Origin of the sequence: Nocardia sp. NRRL S-836, assembly GCF_001279525.1 — a bacterium.
In the GTDB taxonomy this organism is placed as follows: domain Bacteria; phylum Actinomycetota; class Actinomycetes; order Mycobacteriales; family Pseudonocardiaceae; genus Lentzea.
This window is the reverse complement of sequence record NZ_LGDY01000125.1, coordinates 223,291-239,247: the sequence shown is the minus strand read 5'-3', so window position 1 is coordinate 239,247 and position 15,957 is coordinate 223,291. Positions and strand designations below refer to the sequence as shown.

Here is a 15,957-nt window from a genome sequence, read left to right as displayed (position 1 = left end):
CTTTCAGGGACCGGGGGAGACGAGGGCGTGGTTGTCAGGGGTAGCCGCGCTACCCCCGGTACAGCTCTCCACGCCGTTCTCGAGCAGCGGCAGCGGAGCCCCGACCAGTCCGGCGGCGAGCGTGGAACCGTCACTCGCGTCGATCACCAGGAAGGACCCGGTGCGCCGGCTGAAGCTGTAGTCGTCCAGCGGTACTTCCTCCGCGAGGCGCAGCGCCACGCGGCCGATCTCGTTCAGCTCCAACGAGCTGGGGCTGTCCACACTGGACAGGTTCTGCTCGTCGAAGCGGTCGCGCAGTTGGGTGACCACCGCCTGCACGGTGCGCGTGCCGTGCTTGACGAGGACTCGGGCACCGGCGCGCAGCGGCTTCTCCGCGAGCCAGCACAGCGTGGCGTCCAGCTCGTCGGTGACCTTGGGCTCGTTGCCCGCCACCGCGATCAGGTCGCCGCGAGAGATGTCGATGTCGTCGGCCAGCAGCAACGTCACGGACTGGCCGGCCGCCGCCTCCGCCAGTTCGCCGTCCGCCGTGTCGATCCTCGTGACCGTCGAGCGACGGCCCGACGGCAGCACCACGACCTCGTCGCCCGGCTTGACCGTGCCGGCCGCGACCAGACCGGCGTAACCGCGGTAGTCGAGGTACTCGGGCGTGCGCGGGCGGATCACGTACTGCACGGGGAAGCGGAACGGCGCGTCATGGGGGTCGGGCTCGACCGGCACGTTCTCCAGGTGCTCCAGCAGCGTCGGGCCGGAGTACCACGGCGTGTTCGCGGACTTCTCCACGACGTTGTCACCGGCCAGCGCCGACACCGGGATCTCGACCACGGCGTCCTCGGTGTAGCCGAGGGCGGTCGCGTGCGCGGTGAACTCCTTGGCGATGCGGGAGAACGTCACCTCGTCGTAGTCCACGAGGTCGATCTTGTTGACCGCCAGCACCAGGCGCGGCACACCCAGCAGCGCGAGAACGGCCGCGTGGCGCCGGGTCTGCTCGATGACGCCCTTGCGCGCGTCGACCAGCAGGACCGCGAGCTGCGCCGTGGAGGCGCCGGTGACGGTGTTGCGGGTGTACTGCACGTGGCCGGGGGTGTCGGCGAGCACGAACGACCGCTTCGGCGTCGCGAAGTACCGGTACGCCACGTCGATCGTGATGCCCTGCTCGCGTTCCGAGCGCAGGCCGTCGACCAGCAGCGACAGGTCCGGCGCTGCGAGACCGCGGTCGGCGCTCGCGCGGTGCACGGCGTCGAGCGTGTCCGCCAGCACCGACTTGGTGTCGTAGAGCAGCCTGCCCACGAGCGTGGACTTGCCGTCGTCCACGCTGCCCGCGGTGGCCAGCCTCAACAGGTCGCTCATCTAGAAGTACCCCTCCCGCTTGCGGTCTTCCATGGCGGCCTCGGACATCCGGTCGTCGGCCCGCGTGGCGCCGCGCTCGGTCAACCTGGAGGCGGCGACCTCGGCGATCACCGCGTGGATGTCGGCGGCGTCGGACTCGACGGCACCGGTGCAGGAGCCGTCGCCGACCGTGCGGTAGCGGACCGTCTTGCGCACCAGCGTCTCGCCCTCGCGCGCGGTGCCCCACGGGCCCTCGGCGAGCCACATGCCGTCGCGCAGGAACACTTCGCGCTCGTGCGAGTAGTAGATGTCCGGCAGCTCGATGCCCTCGCGCTCGATGTAGTTCCACACGTCGAGCTCGGTCCAGTTCGACAGCGGGAACACCCGGACGTGCTCACCGGCGCGGTGCCGGCCGTTGTACAGGTTCCACAGCTCGGGCCGCTGGCGCTTCGGGTCCCACTGGCCGAACGCGGTGCGCAGGCTGAAGATCCGCTCCTTGGCACGGGCGCGTTCCTCGTCGCGGCGGCCGCCGCCGAACACCGCGTCGAACCTGTGCTGCGTGATGGAGTCCAGCAGCGGCACGGTCTGCAGCGGGTTGCGCGTGCCGTCCGGGCGTTCTTCGAGGCGGCCGTCGTCGATCCAGTCCTGGACCTTCGCGACCTCCAGGCGCAGCCCGTGCCGTGCCACCACCCGGTCGCGGAACTCGATGACCTCGTCGAAGTTGTGCCCGGTGTCGACGTGCAGCAGCGGGAACGGCACCGGCGCCGGGTAGAACGCCTTGATCGCGAGGTGCAGCAGCAGCGTCGAGTCCTTGCCGCCGGAGAAGAGGATCACCGGCCGGTCGAACTCGCCCGCGACCTCGCGGAAGATGTGGATCGCCTCGGATTCGAGGCGTCCCAGGGTGTCCAGTGCTCCAGGAGTCGTGACCGTCATCCGTGCAACCCGCATTCCGTCTTGGCCTGACCCGCCCAGCGGCCGCTGCGGGCGTCCTGCCCCGGCAACGGCTTCGCGGTGCACGGCAGGCAGCCGATCGAGGGATACCCCTCCTGCACCAACAGGTTCTCGAGGATGCCCTTCTCGCGGATGTAGGCGTTGAACTCGTCGTCGGACCACGGCGCGATCGGGTTGACCTTCACCAGGCCGTTGCGCTCGTCCCACTGCACGATCGGCGTGTTCGCCCGCGTCGGCGCGTCCACCCGGCGCACACCGGTGACCCACGCGTCGTACTTCGCGAGCTCACGCCGCAGCGGCACGACCTTGCGCAGGTCGCAGCACCTGGCCGGATCCGTCCGGTGTAGCAGGCCGAACTCGCGTTCCTGGTCCTCCACCGACTGCTCGGCCTCGGCGTTCACGATGCGGACCTCCGGGTAGACGACCCCGACCGCGTCGCGCACGCCGATGGTCTCCGGGAAGTGGTACCCGGTCTGGAGGAACAACACGTCGAAGTCCGGCTTCACCTGAGCGGCGAGGTCGATCAGCACGGCGTCCTGCATGTTCGACGCGACGATGTAGCTGTCGCCGAACGTCCGCGCGGTCCACTCCAGCGCCTCGATCGCCGTGGCGCCGGCCAGCTCCTCCTGAGCGGCTTCAGCGACGATCCTGAGGTCTTCCTTGAGATCGCTCACTTCTTCACCTCCTGCGGCAGGTTGAGACCGACGAACGAGACCTTGAAGACCCGGCGGCAGCCGGTGCACAGCCACGCGTAGCTGGGCTCCTCCTGCGGGCGCAGGTCCTCGTCGCCGCAGTAGGGGCAGTAGAACGGCGTCGCGCGTTCACTCATCGCAGCCTCCGCTGAGACACGTACGTCGGCTGGCACTCACCTGAGAGCACCTTCCTCGGCACGGGCGACCCACTGGGCGAACCGCTCGTCCTGCTCGCGCTGCGCGACGAAGTTGCGCACCACGCGTTCGACGTAGGCGGACAGCTCGGTCGCGGTGACCTTGTGGCCGCGCAGCTTGCGGCCGAAGCCGGCGTCGAGGCCGAGGCCGCCGCCCAGGTGCACCTGGAAGCCCTCGACCTGGTTGCCGTCGTCGTCGGTCACGATCTGGCCCTTCAGGCCGATGTCCGCGGTCTGGATGCGGGCACAGGAGTTGGGGCAGCCGTTGATGTGCACGGTGATCGGCGCGGTGACGCCGTCGACGATGTCCTTGAGGTTGGCTTCGAGCGTGGTGACCAGCTCGTTCGCCCGCGCCTTGGTCTCGACGATCGCGAGCTTGCAGAACTCGATGCCGGTGCAGGCCATGATGCCGCGCCGCCACGGTGACGGGTCGACCTGCAGGCCCAGCTTGGCGAGGTCGCTCTTGAGCGCCGGGACCTCGGTCTCCGCCACGTCCAGCACGATGATCTTCTGGTGCGGCGTGAACCGGACGCGGCCGGAGCCAGCGCGTTCGGCGACCTTCGCGACCTCGACCAGGACCGAGCCCGACACCCGGCCCGCGACCGGGGCGGCACCGACGTAGAACAGGCCGTCCTTCTGCCTGTTCACGCCGATGTGGTCCACCTGCTGGTCCAGGACCTCGGGTGCCGGACCGTCGAGCATCTTGCGCTGGAGGTACTCGTCCTCCATCACCTGGCGGAACTTCTCCGGGCCCCAGTCGGCGACGAGGAACTTGATCCGCGCGCGGTGCCGCAACCGGCGGTAGCCGTAGTCGCGGAAGACGCTGATGACCGCTTCCCACACGTCCGGGACCTCGTCGAGCGGCACCCAGGCGCCGAGTCGCTTGCCCAGCATGGGGTTCGTGGACAGGCCGCCGCCGACCCAGAGGTCGAAGCCGGGCCCGTGCTCGGGGTGGTGCACGCCGACGAACGCGACGTCCTGGATCTCGTGCGCGACGTCCTGCAACCCGGAGATGGCGGTCTTGAACTTGCGCGGCAGGTTCGAGAAGCGCGGGTCGCCGATGTAGCGCTCCAGGATCGTGTCGATCGCGGGCTGGCCGTCGACGACCTCGTCCTGCGCGATGCCCGCGACCGGCGAGCCGAGGATGACGCGCGGGCTGTCGCCGCACGCCTCCATCGTCGTCAGGCCGACCGCTTCGAGCTGCTGCCAGATCGTGGGCACGTCCTCGATCCGGATCCAGTGGTACTGGATGTTCTGCCGGTCGGTGATGTCCGCAGTGTCCCGCGCGTAGGTCTGGGAGATCTCGCCGAGCACCCTCAGCTGCTGCGTGGTGAGGGCGCCACCGTCGCTGCGCACCCGCATCATGAAGTACTCGTCGTCCAGCTCCTCCGGTTCGAGCGTGGCCGTGCGGCCGCCGTCGATGCCGGGCTTGCGCTGGGTGTAGAGGCCGTACCACCGGAACCGGCCACGCAGGTCCGCCGGGTCGATCGAGTCGAAACCGCCGTGGGCGTAGATGTTCTCGATGCGGGCGCGGACGTTGAGCGGGTTGTCGTCCTTCTTGCTCCGCTCGTTGGGGTTCAGCGGCTCTCGGTACCCGAGCGCCCACTGCCCCTCGCCGCGACGCTGCTTGGCGCGCGGTGACGTCTGCGGCGGGACCATCGCCATCCTCCGGGTTTTCGAGGCGCTCGGTGCGCGTGCGAGCCCGGAGGTGCTTGTGGTGGGGGCGTCGTCAGCGCGCCGGGCGCCGACGGGAACAAATCAGCGCGCGGTCAGGCCGAACGACGGCACATCGCGCTGGAGACACGACGGAAGTCGACGTGGCGGCGGGCCACCAGGCGGACTCCGGTCGAATGCATGACCTCAGCGTGCCACGCGTCCAGAACCTGGTCCACCGCCAACCGAATGCTGGGATTGACCAGCGGAGGTTGACATTCTAGGATGGTTTCGCTCAGTGATATCTCTGTCACCGACAGACACATCCGCTGGCTGGACACCGCCGTTCGGGGCGTGTGGGGGACACTGGGCGTCATGCCCTCCGCTTTGCCCGAAGGCGAGCCCGTGCCCGCCGACGGTTCGCTCCCCCCGTCCGCTCTCGCCGGTGTCGGCTCCCGCCCGTTCGGCATCTACGTGCACGTGCCGTTCTGCGCGACCCGCTGCGGCTACTGCGACTTCAACACCTACACGCCCGGCGAGCTCGGCACGTCCGCCTCGCCGCAGTCGTGGCTGGAGGGCCTGCGCCGCGAGCTCGACCTGGCGGCCGCGGTGCTCGGCTCGCCACCGCCCGCCGAGACCGTGTTCGTCGGCGGTGGCACGCCGTCGTTGCTCGGAGCGTCCGGGCTGACCGACGTGCTGGACGCGGTGCGCCACTCGTTCGGCCTGGCACCGGGAGCCGAGGTGACCACCGAGTCGAACCCGGAGTCGACGTCACCGGAGTTCTTCGCGGGCATCCGGGAGGCGGGGTACACGCGGGTGTCGCTGGGCATGCAGTCCGCCGCACGGCACGTGCTGCGGGTGCTCGACCGCAAGCACACGCCCGGCCGTCCGGTCGACGCCGCCCGCGAGGCACGCACCGCGGGCTTCGAGCACGTCAACCTCGACCTGATCTACGGCACACCGGGGGAGCGCCCGGACGACCTGGCGGCCTCGCTCGACGCCGTGCTCGCCGCGGGCGTCGACCACGTCTCGGCGTACGCGCTGATCGTCGAGGACGGCACCGGGCTCGCCCGCCGGATCCGCAGGGGCGACCTGCCGATGCCGGACGACGACGTGCTCGCGTCGTCCTACGAGCTGGTCGACTCGGTGCTGGGCGGCGCCGGGTTCTCCTGGTACGAGGTGTCGAACTGGGCCACCTCCGCGCAGGCGCGGTGCCGGCACAACGTCCTGTACTGGAAGGGCGCCGACTGGTGGGGCTTCGGTCCCGGCGCGCACAGCCACGTCGGCGGCGTGCGGTTCTGGAACGTGAAGCACCCGGCGCGGTACTCGGCGTTGCTGGCCGAGGGGCAGTCGCCGGCCGCGGGACGTGAGCTGCTCTCCGCCGAGGACCGCCGGGTGGAACGGGTGCTGCTGGAGCTCCGGCTCGCCGAGGGCCTGCCGATGGATGTCCTGGACAGCGCCGGACGTGAAGAGGCCAAGCAGGCGGTCGCCGACGGGTTGCTGGAACCGTTCGACGACCGTTGCGTGCTCACGGACCGGGGCCGGCTGCTCGCCGACGCGGTCGTGCGCAGGCTGCTGCCGTAGCTGCTGTTGACCGCCGGCTGCCCACAGCCGGCGGTCAACAGCCGTTCTCACTGGGCGCGCACGTCGTGCTGGCTGCGCACCTCCGTGACGAGCTGGCCGTCGCGCAGGTACGTGACCGCCGCCCACCAGAGGCCGTCGGCGCGCTTGGCCGGTTCCCACGTCAGCGTGCCGTGCTGCCACTCGCCGTCGCTGAGCACCAGACAGGGTTTTCCGGGGTTGTCGCCGTCGACGGACGACAGGTGCCTGGACACGTTTGGACCCTAGTGACCGGCACCGGTCGAGTCAGCCGCCGATTGCCGCCTGTACCGCTGACAGGACGGCCTCGGCGTGCCGTGGCGAGCAGATCAGCAGGTCCGGCAGGTACGGCTTGGGCTGGTTGTACTCCAGCGGTGATCCGTCGACGCGGGACGCGTGCAGCCCGGCGGCGAGCGCGACGCCGACCGGTGCGGCGGAGTCCCACTCCCACTGACCGCCGGCGTGCAGGTAGACGTCGGCCTCGCCGCGCACCACCGCCATCGCCTTCGCACCCGCCGACCCCATCGGCACGAGCTCGGCGTCGAGCTCGGCGCTCACGGCGTCGGCGAACGCGGGTGGTCTGCTGCCGCTCACCAGGATCCGCAGCGGGCCCCTGCGTTCGGCGGCCGTCGTCGCGGAGCTCGTGTAGACGGCGTCCAGCGCGGGCTGGGCGACGGCGGCGTCGGTGATGCCGTGGCCGCGTTGCCACAGCGCCACGTGCACGGCCCAGTCGCTGTGGCCGGGCAGCGCGTACTCACGGGTGCCGTCGAGCGGGTCGATGATCCACACCCGGTCGGCGCCGAGGCGGCGCGGGTCGTCATCGCCCTCCTCGGACAGCACGGCGTCGGACGGGCGGGCCCGCGCCAGCGCTGTCATCAGCGCCTCGTGGGACTGTTCGTCACCGGCCTTGCCGAGCTCGTCGCCGCGCAGCGGGCCCTCGCGCAGCTCTTGCAGCAGTTGCCCGGATCGTGCGGCCAGCGTCGCGGCGAGCTCGACGTCGGAAACCATGGGCACCCCTCCCGGTCGGTCAGCGGTTGCGGACGATGAACCCGATCGTCGCCGCGGCCGCGACCATGAACGCGATCAGGCTCAGTGCGATCGGCAGGCCGACCTCGCCGGCCAGGAACCCGATCGTCGGTGGTGCCAGCAGGATGCCCCCGTAGCCGAGGGTCGATGCCACCGCGACGCCGTTCGGTCCGCCGAGCTGTCCCGCGCGCGCCATGGCGACCGGGAAGATGTTGGCGAGACCGAGGCCGGTCGCGGCGAGACCCGCGAACGCGAGGGTGAGGTCGGGGGCGAGTGCGGCGACCAGCGTGCCGGCGCAGGCGAGCGCGCCGCCGAAGACGACGACCCTGGTCTGGCCCAGGCGTTCCAGCAGCCGAACACCGCCCAGGCGGCCGACGGTCATGGTGCCCTGGACGACGGCGTAACCGGCGGCGGCGAGGCCCTGGCTCGCGCCGAGGTCGTCGCTCAGGTGCAACGGCACCCAGCTGTCCAGCGCACCCTGGCTGTAGGCCGCGCACAGCCCGACCAGGCCGAAGAGCAGCACACCCGAGGTGAACCTCGGCAGCCGCAGCCCGGTGGCGCCGTCGTCGGCGTGCGAGCTGGGCAGCGGGTGCGCCAGCAGGACCCGCCCGAACCACGCCGTGAGGAGCAGGCCGACGGGGGCGAGGAGCAGCATGTGCGCCGTGGGTGTCAGGTGGGAGGCCAGCAGGCCGCCGAGTCCCGCGCCGGCGAGGCTGCCGAGGCTGTTCGCCGCGTGCAGGCTCGGCATGACCGGTCGCTGCATCGCGTCGACCAGGTCGATGGCAACGCTGTTGACGGCGACGTCGATGCCGCCGTACGCGACACCGAACAGCAGCAGTGACAACCCGAGGGTCAGCGCCGAGTGCGTGAACGTCGGCAGCACCACGCTGACCGACAGCAGCGCGGCCGTGGCGATCGTGACCTGCTTGCTGCCGAAGCGCTGGCAGAGGCTGCCGGCCACGCTCATCGTCGCGACCGCCGAGCCCGTCATCGCGAAGAGCGCGAGGCCGAGGGCACCCGGCGAGGCCGCTGTCTGCTCCTTGATCGCGGGGATGCGCACCGCCCACCCGGCGAAGAGGAAGCCGCCGAGCGCGAAGAACATCGTCACCGCGACGCGCAGCCGCACGAGGGCCGCTGGCGCCGGATTCGTGGTCGTGGATAATTTGTTCATCGGCGACACAAAATGAGTGTAGGGGCATGGCGGAGACGAGGCCAAGGTTGAAGCGCGGGCACGCGGTCCTGGGACAGGTGCTCTCGCTGGTGCACGGCGGGCAGGTGGCGACCCGTGCCGACCTGACCGCTGAGCTGGGCGTGACCCGTGCGACGACGGGTGCCGTGACCGGTGAGCTGGAGGCGCTCGGACTGATCCGCAACGTCACCCGTCCGGGGGGTCCCGCAGCGGCGCGCGGCCGGCCCTCGCACCGGATCGTGCTCGACCCGGACGGCCCGGTCGTGCTGGCGGTGCAGGTGCACGTGGACGGCTACCGGGTGGCCGTCGTGGGTCTCGGCGGGGTGGTCGCGGCGACCACGGCGCGACGGCACCGGGTCGGCGCCGATCCCGCGGACGTGCTGTCCGCCGCCGTCGGTGCCGGGGCCGAGCTGGTCGGGCGGACCGGCAGACGCTGCCTGGGCGCCGGGCTCGCCGTGCCGTCCGCGGTGGCCGAGCCGGACGGCACCGCGCTGAACCCGTTGCACGTGGCGTGGCCGGTCGGCGCGCCCGTGCGGGACGTGTTCACCGAGCAGGTCGCGCTGGCCGGGCTCGACGTACCGGCGTTCGTCGCGAACGACATCAACCTCGCCGCGCTGGCCGAGCACAGGCACGGCGCCGGGCGGGGCGCCACGCACCTGCTGATGACCGCCACCGGTCATCGCGGGGTCGGCGGGGCGTTCGTGGTGGGTGGGCGGCTCTACACGGGTAGTTCCGGGCTGTCGATGGAGGTCGGTCACGTCACGGTCAACCCCTCTGGTCGGCGTTGTCACTGCGGCAACCGCGGCTGTCTCGACGTCGAGACGGACCCGGTGGCGCTGCTGGAGGCGGCTGGGCTGGAGGTGGGACCGGACGTCGCACCGCTGGTCAGGGCCGTGGAGCTGGTGCGGGCCGGTCATCCGGCGGTGGAGGGCGTGGTCGAACGGCTCGCCGTCGGCCTCGCCGGGCTGGTGAACGTGCTGAACCCGGACCGGATCGTGCTCGGCGGCCTGCACGCCGCGCTGCTCGACCGGGACCCGGAGCGGTTGACGGGGCTGGTCGCCGACCGCGGCCTGTGGGAGCGCAGCGTGCCGCTCGTGCCGTCGGCGCTGGAGCACAACAGCCTGGTGGGCGCGGCGGAGCTGGCGTGGCAGCCGGTGCTCGACGACCCGCTGGGCGTGCTGGGCTAGCACGACGGCACCTCCGAGGACCACGCCGTCGTGGTGACCGACCTGGCCACGTCCGCTGCCTGGGCGCGGATCTCCGGGTACGCCGTAGTCTCCCAGAGGTTCCCGCGCCGCAGCGCGCCGAGCGTCCACAGTGGAGCGTCACCGCGCACGCGGCCGTCGGGCAGCGTGTCGAAGCCGAGCCCGAGCGGGCCGGGGGCCGCGATGCCGTCCGCGAGCAGGCCGGCGACGAGCGGGTCGGGGCAGCGGCGCACGTCGTGGCGCAGGCCGGTGCAGTTGATCACGGTGCCCGCGGTGAGCTCCGTGCCGTTGCCCAGGTGCAGCACGACGCCGTCGGGGAGCATCCGGACGGCGGTGACGCCGGTCCGGTGGGTGCGCAGGGTTCCGTTGCGGCGCAGGCGGATCAGCGTGCGCGCGGTGGTGCTCGGCATGCGGTGGCGGTGGACCTCCCACGAGCGCAGGTCCTCCGCCAGGAAGCGGGACCGGTCACGCAGCGGCAGCAGGTCCCACAGCCGGGCGGTGACCGGGCGCAGGCTGTCCACCGCCGGGCGCCAGTCGCCGTGCCGCCGCACCGACTCCCGCACGTGCGCCGAGACCAGGCGGCGCACGTCGTCCAGACCGGTGCAGCCGGTGAGCTCCGGCGGGCGCATCGGCTCCGCCGGCCGGTGCCTGCGGGGCAGCAGGCCGGTGCGCGACACGGCGTGCACCACGCGGCCGGGGCGGTTGAGGGTCATCGCGAGGTCGACGGCGGTGAGGCCGGTGCCGACCAGGACGACGTCGCGGTCGTCGCGCACGCCGGTCAGCGCGCCGGGCGCCCACGGGTCCGGGACGAACGCGGCCGAGTCCGGGGTGTCGGTGGGCACCCAGTCGTCCCGGTCGCCAACCGCGCCGATCGCGAGGACGGCGGCGTCGGCGGTGACGAAGTCCCCTGCTGCCAACGAGATCCGCACACCGTCGCGTGAGCGTTCGAGCCGGGTGGCGCGGTCCCGCACGACCCGCAGCCGGCCGGGGTTGCGCGCCGACGCGCCGTCGAGGTGCGCGGCGAGGTAGGCGCCGAAGACCCGGCGCGGCACGAACTCCGTCACCGCCACCCCGGCCCACCGCGCGAAGTCACCGGGATCGTCCTGCAGCGCGCTCATCTTCCCCGCGGGAACGTTGAGCAGGTGCCGCGGGTCGTCCGTGCGGTAGGCCACCCCGCGCCCGCGTTCCTCGGCCGGGTCGACCAGGCACACCGACGCCCCGCGCTCCAGCAGGCGGGCCGCGGTCGTCACCCCCGCGGCACCGGCTCCGATGACGGCGATCACGCGGCACCCACCGTGGCCGGTTCGGCGCACCGCAACGACCGCACCAGGCTGAGCACGCCGAACCGGGACCGCCCCTCCGCGGAGGCCGGCCGGACCAGGCCGGTGACGAGCAGCGCGCGCACGAGACGGGCGCAGGTGCTCGGCGGCAGGCCGGTGGCACTCACGGCGTCGGTGACCGACCAGGCGCTGTCGAGCACCGAAAGCCGTTCCAGCAGCAGGCGTTCGGCGCCGTCCAGGGTGTCCAGGCGGGCGGTGATCCGTTCCCGCAGGCCCTCGAAGAACCCGAACGGGTCGTCGTTCATCTGCTCGCACAACGCTTCCGGCTCGTACACGGCGAGCCACTGGGCCACCGAGGCGAGCACCGCGGGGATGCCGTCGGCGCCGCGGGCGAGCCCCGTGACCGCGGGCAGGTTGGCGTCGGTGAGGCGGAAGCCGGGCCGGACCTGGCGCGCGTAGCGGGTCAGCAGCTCCACCGACGGCACGCGGGCGAGCTCGGCCGGGTCGGTCTGGCGGCGGCTGGGCACCGTGAGCGGGCCGAGCGGGAAGACGCGTTCGCCCGGCAGCCGCAGCGGATCGGGCGCGGTGATCAGCACGCGGACCCGCGGGCAGTCGTTCAGCAGCGCCAGCACCAGCTCCGGGCGGTGCGCCGACCACGCGTCCAGCACGACCAGGGCCGGTTGGTCGGCGATGACCTCGGCCAGCGTGCCCGCCCCGTGCCCGCGCAGCGCGTCGAGGCCGGCCCGCAGCGCCGCGCCGAGCTGCGCGGACGCGCGCACGGACGTCGGGTGCAGCGAGTCCGGCGAGGACCACAGCACGGCGAGGCCGTCCATGTCGTGCAGCGCCACCGCCACTTCCAGCGCGAGCCGGGTCTTGCCGACGCCGCTGAGACCGGCGATCGTGACGAGGCGGTCGCCGCCACCGCGCAACGACCCGGCCAGCGCGGCGAGCTCCGCGCGCCGGCCGACGAGTGCGTCAATGGGAGACGGTGGTGGTAATGCGCTTGTAGCGAACACGAAACGCAGATCGTCCGTTGTCGCACGACGACCTGAGGCTGCCTCTAATCGTGTGTGTTCCTCACTGGACAGGCCAAGGGCGTTGGACATCAGCCGGACCGTCTCCCGGCGAGGTTGCTGGGAGGTGCCGAGCTCGATGTCCCTAATCGTGCGCACACTGACACCCGACAGTTTCGCCAATTGGCGTTGCGTCAGGTGCCGTTCTGTTCTGTAGGACCGGAACAGCAAGCCGAGCTGCCGCTGTGCTGAAGAATCCATGCAGACCAAGCCCCCGAGAGTCGGTTGCTCACCAGAGTGCTGTGCGCCTGTACCGCATCGATTCCGTTTCTGCTCCCGTCACCCTGAGCAACCCCGACTGGTATGGACGGGTGAATATTCCACTCGCGTGTTTAAATGGATCGAATTCCGTTGAATCCACTGTCCAGCGGTGCTCTGGGTTCATTCTGGCTGATGTGGAATGGTTACCGCTGATCATGGGGGGCGTGCGTGGAATTTCGTTTGCTCGGCGCGTTCGAAGCGTGGTCGGGTGGGGCCAGGGTTCCGCTGGGTGGCGCACGCGCGGAATGCGTGCTGGCGGTGTTGCTGCTGGAGAGAAACCGTGCGGTCATGGTCGAGCGGCTCGTCGAGGCCGCGTGGGGCGAACAACCGCCGATGACCGCGGCGACCCAGGTCCGCAAGATCGTCGCGGACCTGCGCAGGCGGCTGCCGGGCGGTGCGGGTCTGATCGTCACCGATGGCGCCGGCTACCGCGCGGTCGTGCAGGACACCCAGATCGACCTCGGCATGTTCGACCGGCACGTGCGGCTGGCCCGTGAGGCCGACGAGGCCACCGGGGTGATCGAGCACCTGACGGCGGCGCTGTCGCTGTGGCGCGGCCCGGCGCTCGCGGGCATCGACAGCCCGGTCGTCCGCGCGGCCGTGGCGGTGCTGCACGAACGCCGCATCGCCGCCGCCGACCAGCTGATGGAGACCCGGCTGGGCATGGGCGCGGCCCGCGAGCTCGTCGCCGACCTGCGCGCGTTGCTCGACGAGTACCCGTTGCGGGAGACCACCCGCGCCCAGCTGATGCTCGCGCTGTACCGGTCGGGACGGCAGGCCGAGGCGTTGCGGGTCTTCGAGGACGGCCGCCGGCTGCTCGCGGACGAGCTGGGCATCGACCCCGGCCCGGAGCTGATGCACCTGCACGAACAGATCCTGCGCAACGAGCCGGAGCTCGACATCGTTCCGTACACGGCGCCGGAAAGGCTCGCACCGCAAGCGTTGCCGTACGACATGACCGACTTCGTGGGCCGCGTGAGCGAGCAGCGCCGGATCAGCGAGTTCGTCGGCGGTCAGGCCGGCAAGGGCCTGATGATCGTCGCGGTCGACGGCATGGCCGGTGTCGGCAAGACCTCGCTGCTGGTGCACATGGCGCACCGGCTCGCGGACGGCTTCCCGGACGGGCAGTTCTACGTCGACCTGCTCGGCTACGCCGTCGACCGCAAGCCGATGCACCCCGTCGAGGCGCTCGGCACGTTGCTGCGCCAGGCCGGCGTGTCCCGCGACGAGCTGCCGGACGACCTGTCCGCGCGGGCGGTGCTGTGGCGGATGCGCACGGCCGGGCGGCGGATCATGGTGCTGCTGGACAACGTTGTCGACAGCGCGCAGGTGCGTGCGCTGTTACCCGGCTCGCCGGACGGCCTCGTGATGATCACCAGCCGCTCCCGGCTCACCGGTCTCGACGGCACGCTGTCGTTGTCGCTCACGCCACCACCGACCGAGGAGGGCCTGCAGCTCGTCATCGGCATCCTCGGCGCCGACCGCGTCGCCCGCGAACCGGAGGCGGCCCGCGCGCTCGTCACCGTGTGCGACCACCTGCCGCTGGCGATCCGGATCGCGTGCACCCGGCTGCACAACCGGGAACGCTGGACCATCCGGTACCTCGTCGGCCGGTTGCACGACGAGGAACGCAAGATGAGCGAGCTGGCCGTCGGCGACCGCAGCGTGGCGGCCGCGATCGGCCTGTCCTACGACGCGCTCGAACCCGGCCACCAGCGGGTGTTCCGGCTGCTCGGCCTGGTGCCCGCGACCGAGTTCGACGTCCGCGCCGTCGCCGCGCTGGCCGACATGGCGGTGAGCAGGGCCGAGACCGTGCTGGAGGACCTGCTCGACATGCGGCTCGTCGTGCAGCTCGCACCCGGCCGCTACGGCCTGCACGACCTCGTGCACAGCCTGGCCCGCACCCTGGTCGGCCGGGTCGAACCGCCGGCCCTGCGCACCATCGCCGTGCACCGGCTGCTCGACTACCAGCTCAGCGCCGCCAACGCCGCCGCCGACCTGCTGGTCCAGCGCCGGGCCCGGCCACGGCAGCGGTACGTCTACCCACCCGCGCAGCTACCGCGGTTCCGCGGCAAGAACGGTGCCGTGAAGTGGTTCGACGCCGAATGCGGCGGACTGCTCGCCGCCGTGCGCGGCGCCGCGGACAACGAGCTGCACGAGCACGTGTGCCACCTGTCCGAGGCGCTGCACCCGTACCTGCGGATGCGCGGCCGCATGTCCGACATGCTCTGGGTGCACGAACACGCGGTGGAGTCGGCCCGCGCGTTCGGCGACCGGACCCTGGAGGGCCGCGCGCTGCACCGGCTCGCCACCCCGCACTGGCACTTCGGCCGCCTCGGCCAGGCGTTCGACTGCGCCGAGCAGGCCCTCGCCATCGCCCAGGACAACGACGACGTGCTACTGCGCCGCGCCGCCGAGGCCGCGCTCGGCAAGCTGCTCAACGAGTTCGGCCGCTTCACCGAGGCGCTGCCCTACCACGAGTCCGCCGCACGCGACGCCCACCGCCTCGACCTCTCGTGCGAGGTGGCCGTCCTGGCCGACTACGCCTCCGCCCAGGCCGCCGTCCACGACTTCACCGCGGCCCGGCTCACCCTCGACTCCGCACTGCGCCTGGCCAGGGACACCGCCTCACCCGGCGACGAGGGCGTGGTGCTCGCCCGCTACGCCGACGTCTGCCGCCGCGAAGGCAACCTCGACGAGGCCGGCCAGTTCAGCTCCTACGCCTCGTCGTTGCTGCGGCACCTGGGAAACCAGGCCCAGGCCGCCTGGGCCACGAACCTGATCGGCCGCGTGCACTACGAACGCGGCGAGCTGGACGTGGCACTGGAACGGCACAACCGCGCCCGCAAACTCGCCGAGGACACCGGCTTCCGGGTGGAGATCGCCCGCGCGCTGGATGGTGCGGCACGGGTCCTGGCCGACCGCGCCGACGCGGGTGGGGCGGCGGAGAACTGGCGGATCGCGTTGGGGCACTTCGAGGAGATGGGTGTGCCGGAGGCCGCGGGGGTGCGGCAGGGGCTGGCGGCGGTGAGCTGACCGGCGTTGCGGTTCGGCGTTCGGGGGGTGGGTGCGCTCGCGCTCTCGGTTTACCACTCGTGCTCAGAGCCCCGTCGCGAGCCAGCTGGCGTGCTAGCGGCTCGCTGGTCGTGGGCTGGGCACCGCATATAGGCCGCCAGCGTCCCGTGAGTCAGCCACGTCCTGTGTGGCAGCCACGGTGTGTGAGTCGGGGCCGCGCGTGCGCCGCCCACCGCTAGTGGCCTGCCACCACCCGTGGGCTGCCCACCGCGTGTAGGTCTGCCGCCGCCCGTGCGCCGCCCACCGCCAGTGGCCTGCCATCGCCCGTGAGTCGCCCACGGCGCATGCGTTGCCCAGCGCTCGTGAGCCGGTCGCCGCCCGTGGGTCGGCCACCGCTGCGGGGCTGCCTAGCGCCCGTGAGCTGCGCACCGCCCGTGGGTCGCGCACCTCCTGTGGTCGCCCACCGCCCGCGAGCCGCCCCGTCCGCGAGCCG

General features: G+C 72.0%; 13 protein-coding genes and 1 pseudogene. 3 read left to right on the top strand and 11 right to left on the bottom strand.

What is annotated here, in order from left to right:
• Nucleotides 1–3: 3 nt before the first annotated feature.
• Genes ADL03_RS34700 through ADL03_RS34680 form a run of 5 tightly spaced genes read right to left on the bottom strand, consistent with a single transcriptional unit; the run spans nucleotide 4 to nucleotide 4,822 of the window.
• The gene (locus tag ADL03_RS34700) at nucleotides 4–1,347 is read right to left on the bottom strand and encodes a sulfate adenylyltransferase subunit 1 (RefSeq protein ID WP_053737819.1); all 1,344 of its coding nucleotides are present in this window, start codon (nucleotides 1,345–1,347) and stop codon (nucleotides 4–6) included.
• On the bottom strand, nucleotides 1,348–2,274 hold the full coding sequence (cysD, locus tag ADL03_RS34695) for a sulfate adenylyltransferase subunit CysD (RefSeq protein WP_197288901.1): 927 nt from the start codon (nucleotides 2,272–2,274) through the stop codon (nucleotides 1,348–1,350). It lies immediately after the preceding gene.
• Nucleotides 2,256–2,951, bottom strand: a complete 696-nt coding sequence (locus tag ADL03_RS34690; protein WP_053737817.1) for a phosphoadenylyl-sulfate reductase — start codon at nucleotides 2,949–2,951, stop codon at nucleotides 2,256–2,258. The genes cysD and ADL03_RS34690 overlap by 19 nt, the downstream gene beginning before the upstream one ends.
• The gene (locus ADL03_RS34685; RefSeq protein WP_030472080.1) at nucleotides 2,948–3,106 is read right to left on the bottom strand and encodes a hypothetical protein; all 159 of its coding nucleotides are present in this window, start codon (nucleotides 3,104–3,106) and stop codon (nucleotides 2,948–2,950) included. The genes ADL03_RS34690 and ADL03_RS34685 overlap by 4 nt, the downstream gene beginning before the upstream one ends.
• A 36-nt stretch (nucleotides 3,107–3,142) precedes the next feature.
• Nucleotides 3,143–4,822, bottom strand: a complete 1,680-nt coding sequence (locus tag ADL03_RS34680; protein WP_053737816.1) for a nitrite/sulfite reductase — start codon at nucleotides 4,820–4,822, stop codon at nucleotides 3,143–3,145.
• A gap of 369 nt (nucleotides 4,823–5,191) precedes the next feature.
• Here ADL03_RS34680 and hemW point away from each other — a divergent pair, with 369 nt between their 5' ends.
• The gene (gene hemW / locus ADL03_RS34675; RefSeq protein WP_053737815.1) at nucleotides 5,192–6,400 is read left to right on the top strand and encodes a radical SAM family heme chaperone HemW; all 1,209 of its coding nucleotides are present in this window, start codon (nucleotides 5,192–5,194) and stop codon (nucleotides 6,398–6,400) included.
• Nucleotides 6,401–6,447: 47 nt separating this feature from the next.
• On the opposite strand, the gene ADL03_RS34670 is transcribed toward hemW, so the two are convergent.
• The 3 genes from ADL03_RS34670 to ADL03_RS34660 are packed head-to-tail and all read right to left on the bottom strand — an operon-like array spanning nucleotide 6,448 to nucleotide 8,612.
• Nucleotides 6,448–6,651, bottom strand: coding sequence for a hypothetical protein (locus ADL03_RS34670; protein WP_053737814.1), 204 nt, complete (start codon nucleotides 6,649–6,651; stop codon nucleotides 6,448–6,450).
• A 31-nt stretch (nucleotides 6,652–6,682) separates the two neighbouring features.
• On the bottom strand, nucleotides 6,683–7,423 hold the full coding sequence (locus tag ADL03_RS34665) for a 3'(2'),5'-bisphosphate nucleotidase CysQ (RefSeq protein WP_053737813.1): 741 nt from the start codon (nucleotides 7,421–7,423) through the stop codon (nucleotides 6,683–6,685).
• 19 nt (nucleotides 7,424–7,442) lie between these two features.
• Nucleotides 7,443–8,612, bottom strand: a complete 1,170-nt coding sequence (locus ADL03_RS34660) for an MFS transporter (protein ID WP_063798808.1) — start codon at nucleotides 8,610–8,612, stop codon at nucleotides 7,443–7,445.
• Between the two features lie 47 nt (nucleotides 8,613–8,659).
• Here ADL03_RS34660 and ADL03_RS34655 point away from each other — a divergent pair, with 47 nt between their 5' ends.
• Nucleotides 8,660–9,817, top strand: coding sequence for an ROK family protein (locus ADL03_RS34655; protein WP_197288900.1), 1,158 nt, complete (start codon nucleotides 8,660–8,662; stop codon nucleotides 9,815–9,817).
• Here the strand turns inward: ADL03_RS34655 and ADL03_RS34650 are convergent.
• The 3 genes and pseudogenes from ADL03_RS34650 to ADL03_RS50920 form a co-directional block, all read right to left on the bottom strand.
• The gene (locus ADL03_RS34650) at nucleotides 9,814–11,118 is read right to left on the bottom strand and encodes an FAD/NAD(P)-binding protein (protein WP_063798815.1); all 1,305 of its coding nucleotides are present in this window, start codon (nucleotides 11,116–11,118) and stop codon (nucleotides 9,814–9,816) included. The two genes, ADL03_RS34655 and ADL03_RS34650, sit on opposite strands and share 4 nt — an antisense overlap.
• Nucleotides 11,115–12,131: an AAA family ATPase gene (locus ADL03_RS34645; protein WP_231642623.1), complete on the bottom strand. Its 1,017-nt coding sequence runs from the start codon at nucleotides 12,129–12,131 to the stop codon at nucleotides 11,115–11,117. The genes ADL03_RS34650 and ADL03_RS34645 overlap by 4 nt, the downstream gene beginning before the upstream one ends.
• A gap of 60 nt (nucleotides 12,132–12,191) precedes the next feature.
• Nucleotides 12,192–12,389 (bottom strand): annotated as a pseudogene (locus ADL03_RS50920) (helix-turn-helix transcriptional regulator); the annotation flags it as partial.
• A gap of 228 nt (nucleotides 12,390–12,617) precedes the next feature.
• Here ADL03_RS50920 and ADL03_RS34640 point away from each other — a divergent pair.
• Nucleotides 12,618–15,485 carry a BTAD domain-containing putative transcriptional regulator gene (locus ADL03_RS34640; protein ID WP_063798806.1) on the top strand — a complete coding sequence of 956 codons (2,868 nt, stop codon included), beginning with the start codon at nucleotides 12,618–12,620 and terminating at the stop codon, nucleotides 15,483–15,485.
• Nucleotides 15,486–15,957 lie beyond the last annotated feature (472 nt).

What these genes read in the sequence shown, in the direction of transcription:
- ADL03_RS34700 (WP_053737819.1), bottom strand. Translation starts at nt 1,347, where the DNA reads ATGAGCGACCTGTTGAGGCTGGCCACCGCGGGCAGCGTGGACGACGGC.
- cysD (WP_197288901.1), bottom strand. Translation starts at nt 2,274, where the DNA reads ATGCGGGTTGCACGGATGACGGTCACGACTCCTGGAGCACTGGACACC.
- ADL03_RS34685 (WP_030472080.1), bottom strand. Translation starts at nt 3,106, where the DNA reads ATGAGTGAACGCGCGACGCCGTTCTACTGCCCCTACTGCGGCGACGAG.
- ADL03_RS34680 (WP_053737816.1), bottom strand. Translation starts at nt 4,822, where the DNA reads ATGGTCCCGCCGCAGACGTCACCGCGCGCCAAGCAGCGTCGCGGCGAG.
- hemW (WP_053737815.1), top strand. Translation starts at nt 5,192, where the DNA reads ATGCCCTCCGCTTTGCCCGAAGGCGAGCCCGTGCCCGCCGACGGTTCG.
- ADL03_RS34665 (WP_053737813.1), bottom strand. Translation starts at nt 7,423, where the DNA reads ATGGTTTCCGACGTCGAGCTCGCCGCGACGCTGGCCGCACGATCCGGG.
- ADL03_RS34660 (WP_063798808.1), bottom strand. Translation starts at nt 8,612, where the DNA reads ATGAACAAATTATCCACGACCACGAATCCGGCGCCAGCGGCCCTCGTG.